Origin of the sequence: Streptococcus sp. CCH5-D3, from assembly GCF_001556435.1 — a bacterium.
GTDB lineage: Bacteria > Bacillota > Bacilli > Lactobacillales > Streptococcaceae > Streptococcus.
The window spans coordinates 1-6,674 of sequence record NZ_LSIW01000137.1 but is presented as its reverse complement, the minus strand read 5'-3'; the positions used below and the strand labels follow the sequence as shown (position 1 = coordinate 6,674).

Annotated in this window: 1 protein-coding gene; it reads right to left on the bottom strand. The window is 33.2% G+C overall.

Annotation, left to right across the window (positions count from 1 at the left end):
* Positions 1-439: 439 nt before the first annotated feature.
* A partial coding sequence (locus AX662_RS08950; protein ID WP_060972225.1) for a S8 family peptidase occupies positions 440-6,674 on the bottom strand: 6,235 nt, incomplete at its 5' end.

Below are 6,674 nucleotides of genomic sequence, written 5' to 3'. Positions count from 1 at the left end.
TCAGGTTCTCTCTAGATGTTAGCTTTTCGTCACCCACTACAGTTGACAAAGAGCCATATTTAACCTGTCTACTTGACAGGGGGCATATCAATAGCGGGTGGTTTATTTGTTTCGCACCTTCGGAGCGAAACGGACTAATAGTCACATAATAAAAAGGAATTAAGCAACCAAACGCTACTTAATTCCTTGAAATTATCTCATCACCTCTATTCGCCTTTAAATTTTGATAGACTCTATTTTCTAATTAATATGACCAATATTGTCAATACTAACCTTTTCAATCAATTCATTAGTTGTCGAAACTAAGTACATTAATAAATCCAAAAAGAGTATCAATAGTAAAGTAAACTAAATAATTGAGTTATAAATGGCTATTTTCACAAAACTGTTTCATCATCACACTATCTCAGTACACAAACCATTTTTCTATAGCTTTGTCTTAATCTTGATCTTTTTTCTTTAATCCAAGAAACGCACATAAGGTAAACATTATTCCGGCAACTAATGACATGAAGACTTCGCTAACTGTTCCGGTTTTTGGCAACCTATCATTGTTAGTAGTTGATTTACTATCAATATTGGTATGTTTATTATCTATGTTCTCTGGTTCATTAAGATAAACTTCCTTCTTATTTTCAAAGTTTTTATCATTTTCATCAGGAACTTTAGCTGTGACATCCTTAGTTGAATCAGATTTGTGTGAATGATTTTCTCTTTGTAAATCCTCTTTTTTGTAATTTTCATCTAAGTGACTATGATTTTCTTGCACGTTATCTTTCTTTTTCGATACATCAAAAGTAGGTTTATTTTCCTCCTCCTTTTTCTCCTCTATTTTCTTGAATACAGGTTTTATAAGAGTATCTTTTGATACATTAATAACATAGCCAGCATCTTTTTTCCCTTCGACACCAGAAATTTCCCAGCCATCAAATTGATATCCTTTTTCTAATTCACCCTTATAGACAGGTAAAATGAAATCTTCTTCCGACACTATCGTTGAACTCATTTCTTTTCCATTTTGAATGGTCACAGTTACCGTATGAGGTTTTAGTTCGCTTACCTCTCCCGTATCTTTGTTTAAAATGAATTCTTTTACGGTTGTATTTCTTGCAAAATCTTTTACAACAATCTTAATGTTTAGTGTCTTATCTGTTAGTTGTTTAATATCATCAAATGATTTATATTCTTTTCCATTTACATAAATATGTTTGTCTTGAATCTCACCATCGAATCCATTATTTCTTTTATCATTGATATTAAAGACTACAGATTTTCCGTCAGCATATTCAATACTAGTATTTCCCTTAGGATCAATGTTTACTTCTGGTTTAACATTATCATATAAAAATTGATAGTGTACTCCAACCGCTTTCGCATTCAAATCGCTATAGCCAGTTTGAAGATAAACATTTCCATCCATATCTGTTACCTTATCTGGGAATCCGTTTGCTTTATAGTCTTTCATTCCCCAGTCCATGATGTCACCGTCTTTAACATTAAGCTTAATATTAAAATCTCTAGTGTTATCAATGTGTAAATCTCCGTAGATTAAATAATTATCTACAACCGATTCATTAACTCTCAACTCCCAGTTAAAACCACCCTTATCAGAAATCTTACCTCTTAAATAAAATTCTGGATTTCGTACATAAATTTTATTAGATTTAGATGGATTAAAGTAGTTCTTGTCCATTGAAAGATTTACTGGTTTTGCATCAATAAATAACATAGAGCCATCTTCTTTTATAGCTTCTACGTTGGACTCATCCTCCCCATGATACTCTTTATCATCTTTACCAAATAATACCAGTTTAGAAGAATCTGTTACAAGATTTCCATCTTTATCGATTGCCTCCCCTTTATCATTCATTTTAAAGGTAAACACTTGATATTTTACAATGTTAAAGCCATCCAAAGCCGACATTAATACTGATTGAGTACTTCTTCCATCTTCAACATTTCTACTATCAGCATAAATTATTTTTTCTGATAGGACTCTTAGATTAGGATTGGCCTTTTGTATTTTTGCTATATCTTCCTGGCTATAAACTCCATTTCCTTCTAACATATCCGTTTTTCCAGGATTATAGGTAGTCACTTTTAGTGCATAGCCTTTTCTTAGAATGATGTTATCCTTTAACAGATATTGTTGTTTTTCTGAATCAGAATAGATTTTACCAGATTCCATTTCCGTTAAATTGTTTGGTTTGTTCTTTGAAAGATCACCTTCTCCTAATTCTATTACATTCCCATAACTTGATGTATAGGGATATTCTGTTTTAGTTTCCTTATTTTTTTCAGGCATTCTAATTTTAGTTTCAGCTTTTATCTGATCATCATCTTTAACAAAGAATCTCATATCTCCTGCAAAAGCTAATCCATCCACAATATCATTAATATTAGCGTATAAATCAAATGTCATCGTTTTTGAGTGGGAATCATACTTAGTCGTTTTGATTTCTACAGAACTATAGTTATTGCCGTAATATACCTTGGCATTTTTAGAAACATTACTTATCTTTCCAAGAATTTCAAAGTGTCCATCTTTAGACGGGCTTAGAACACCATAAATTTTTGATTTGATTTCGTCAAGTTTTTCAGTTTCATATTGTAAGGCACTACCATCGTCATAAGCAATGATATTTCCCTTATCATCGTATTTATAATCGTATTCCTCTGTTCTCTTACCAGTTTCACTTGTAAAGTCATCAACTTCTCTAAATTTCTTTTTAATGAGTTTCTTTAAGTCTTTACTTTCAAAATCTCTAATTGTTGAAATAGTTTTATGAATAGTCAAGCTTGATTTTTCTTCGATAGACTCTTCATTTTCTTGATGATTTTCTTCCTCAGTTGTATCCTTTTTAAGACTATCCTCTTTTCTATTTTCTAAATTTTTAAATTTAGATTCGGAAATCTCGCCAAGCTTTTGGTATTTAGATGAATCTTGATCAGGATCTACTAGATAATAGGAAATCATCCCCTTTTCATCAGCATGATCAGCAAATTTAATTCTATGAATCTTTGTGAAATTGCTAGATCCATCTAATGCAATGACTTCAATGATTTTTCCTCTTAAATCTCCTGCACCATTAATTTCATAAATAGTATTTCCGTCTTTGTCTAGTTTCCTATTTCTTCCTTGACCCTCACCTGCATAAGTTACTTCAAGATTTTTCTCAACCTCTCCATCTTCATTAACCAGAGCGGCGCCTGCATACCAAACTTCGTTTGCAATCTCGTCAAATTTTTCAGGATGTTCTTTTTGATCTCTCGCAAATAAGGTTTCATTCTTGTATTGATCTTTTACCTTGTGATAAGTATCCTTTGTAATCAACTTAATTTTTTCAGGATTTGAAAAATCAACCGAAACAATCTTAGGGGCTGTATTATCAATTTTTACAGGAATATAGGAAACCTGCCATGGGTAATCTTTAGTTAATCTATATTTAAATTTATAGAAATATTGACCTTCTGCAATCGGTTCAAATTGTCCTCTTATCCTAGTAGCAGGATCTTTGGTATCCTTGCTTTCTGGTGCATTTTCTTCTCTACCTCTAGGGTTATAGATGAGTCCATCCCATTTCAAGTCGCTCCAAACTTTTAGCTTAGAAGATTTGATTCCCTTTGCATCATTTCTCTTAGAGTTTAAAATTCCTCTAATAAAGTGTTCTCTCGAAATGACTTTTAAGTCTCTTTGATTTTCTCCCTCTTTATTTGTATTTACTATTGAAATCAATCCTTCTTCTGCACTTCTTAATACAAGTGGAGAAGGTGTTAATCCTCTCCCAAGTTGAGCATCTTGAGGATTTCCATTTGAATCTAAAGGATAAATTTTAGCAATATTAGAACCACTTGATGATGGTGCGTTGATCCCTTCGTTATTGAAAGCAAACAATTCTGGATTTTGATCTAGGGATGTTGTATTTTTATCTTTTCTATTTTGTATAACTCCTGCTGGATTAAATTTATCTATACCTTCTCCACCAATCCCCTTATTTAAGGTTCCTGGAATTTTCGGTTTGCCATCATCATCATAACCTTCCATTGTTTTTGATTTTGAACCTTCCTCCCAGGCCCATTTATCAAGGATTGGTTCGTGGTTCCAATTCCCAGCAAATCCCATTAGAGGCATCGATAAAGAAGGTTGGAAGTTTATTTTCTTCCCGTTGGAGTTCAGAGCTTCCATTTCTTCCACTGACTCAAAATGAATAAATGATTCTACAAATTTATTTTTGTTTTTAGCCTCCCCAACATTTATAACCGCATTTAAATCAAAGCTAGAATTTGGACCTATAGTGAAAGTGTCATGCTCAAATGTAATATTTGCTCCTTTGATTTTTTCTGGGTGGATTTCTGGAACAATTTGCTTACCATCTGGAGATTTTTCATCTTTGTATGTTTCATCCAGTTTGAGTCTGTCAGTTAGAGCATCTGTAGTTATAGCAGATGCTGAAACTTTAAAGGTTAAAGGTCTGTTTGATGTATTGTGAAGCTTAATTGTAAAATATTTTTTATCTCCTTTTATTTCTTTAAGAGAAATAGAACCATAAGAGTTTACCAAACCTTTAGAATCCGTGTTTTTAAAAGTAGCTACGACTTCATTTCTCAAAGCATTGGCAACATTAATTAGCCCTGCTCCCTGTTGTCTAGGTGATGCAAAGTATTGACTTTTTTCTTTCCAAGAAGTTGCATCCATCATAGGGCGTGCAGTATTTTGTAGGGCTATTTTTGTAAGACTTGTAAGATCTATTTTGTCATCTCCCTTAAGATTTTTCAACACAGGTCTTTCAAGCATTTCCTTTAATTTTGGTCTAATCAAAACAGTAGAAGCTGCCACGATTGGAGTTGCCATACTAGTCCCTGACATATAACCATAAGTTGATTTCCCATTAATGACATTGAGAGTGGATTTAATATTTTTACCGGGTGCTGAAACATCTGGTTTTAAAAGTAAATCTATTCTTGGTCCCCAAGATGTGGACCCTGCTGGAACGATGATCTCTTCTTTATACAGTTCTTTGTCTGTGTCAGGTGCAAACTTAAAGTCAATCTCTTTTTCGTCACCTACATTCGGTTTATTAGAATTATAGCTTGCCATATCAATTGGATAGTATTGCTCCAATTTATCTTTAAAATCTTCTTTATTATTCCTTTTAACCTCAGTTTTTTTATCAGGGTTAATCATGTTCCATAACTTTACACCATCATCTCCTGAAATTGAAAAAACTTGACTAGTAGTTCCTTCATCCTCCTCATATCCCATAGCTGGAAGCTCTGTCCAATTATCTCTATTGTAGTAATTTACAGTATTTACAACCATAATGCCACGTGCACCCTTATCCGTTGCACGTTTAAAAGCATTTTTTAACTCCTTTGTATAAATTCTATCCATTACTGCAATTTTGCCTCTAAGATCCAATCCTATCAAATCTTTGTCTTGCCCCTTGCCTATATATACAAATTTTAATTTACTAGAAGCTTTTGATCCTTCTTCATTTGTTATGATTTTATTCTTATCGAAAAAGGCACCTATATTTCTATATTTAAAACTTTCTCCACCTATGTTAACTTTATCAAACTCAACTGTTTGATTTTTAGCAGATGCGACTGCTATCGCATCTTCATGTGCTGCAGTTCGTGTTACATTTCCAGTGTCGGTCATTTTCAGATTATTATTTGCCACTAAATCCCATGAAGAACTTGAAGCAGAAGTCGCATAGTTACCCGTAGCTACAACCATTGGAATGCCTGCTTTTCTTAATGCTCTAATAGCTTGCCAATATTTCTCACCTACAAGACCTGTTCCTGTAAAGCCAGATGATATCGAAACAACATCGACATTGTGTTTGATCGAATCTTCAATAGCATGAAACATTGTTTCATCTCCTGCGAAGCCAGATCCTGCGTCAGAGTACATTTTATAAGAGAAAATCTGTGCATTAGGAGCAATTCCATCTATTCCGTTAAAGTTTTTAATATCTTTTTCAGTATCATTTCCCGCAAGAATCCCTGCAATATGCATCCCATGTGGATCAAAATAATCGCTTCCATCATCAGCTTTTTCTACAGTAATTTTACCACCATTATAATAATTGAAAGCATGAGGGATTTTATCACTCAACCAGAAATTTTTATCAGTACCTTTTAAGTCTTCTTTTTTAAATCTCATTGAGTCTTTAGCATCATCATCAATCCTCATGGCCTTATGCCTATAATCCGTTCCCGTATCGATATTTGAAATGACCATACCTCTACCATCAAAGTTTTTCCCAAATGGTGCATTGATAGATTTTAGGTAATCGATTGCCTCTTCAACTCCAATTTCTTTTCTAGCATGATTCATCATAGGTTGGACTTTTTGTGACCTTTCAACCGATGAAATACCTTCTATTAGTTTAATTATGTCCAGAGTATCTTTGGTTGTTTCAATAGCGCTACCGTTAAAAATTCTATCATAAGTATATAAAACTTTTGTATTCTTAAGATTTGATAGTTCCTTGATTGCTTTTTCTCCAGATTCTTTATCTTTAAATTCAGCAATATAGACAAGTTTATCCTCTTTTTTGGGACTTTCTGGGTCTTTACTTGCAGACGAGTCCGCTTTATCTCCTTGGGATTGATTGGAATTTTCTTCTTTGATTTTTGCTTCTTCATTGCTAGTGTTATTGTCTATC